This is a genomic window from Cupriavidus sp. SIMBA_020, assembly GCF_046535395.1.
Lineage (GTDB): Bacteria > Pseudomonadota > Gammaproteobacteria > Burkholderiales > Burkholderiaceae > Cupriavidus > Cupriavidus campinensis.
Genome location: NZ_JAWRWU010000709.1, coordinates 1 through 267, shown reverse-complemented (window position 1 = coordinate 267; position 267 = coordinate 1). Strand labels below are relative to the sequence as shown.

General features: G+C 67.0%; 1 protein-coding gene. It reads left to right on the top strand.

The features are described from left to right. Positions 1-267: class II fructose-bisphosphate aldolase (locus tag SB751_RS31170; RefSeq protein WP_410749165.1), on the top strand; the 267-nt coding region annotated here is incomplete at both ends.

Sequence of the window (267 nt, the reverse complement as noted above, 5' to 3'; positions counted from 1 at the left end):
CCACGCGGCCGAGCACGGCTACGGCGTGCCGGCGTTCAACGTCAACAACATGGAGCAGATTCACGCGATCATGCAGGCCGCCGAGGCCACCGCGAGCCCGGTGATCCTGCAGGCGTCGGCGGGGGCGCGCAAATATGCGGGCGAACCGTATTTGCGGCTTCTCGTCCTGGCTGCATTGGAGGCGCACCCCGATATTCCGCTCGTGCTGCATCAGGATCATGGCGCGAGCCCGGCGGTGTGCCAGCAGGCGATCCGTTCGGGCTTCAC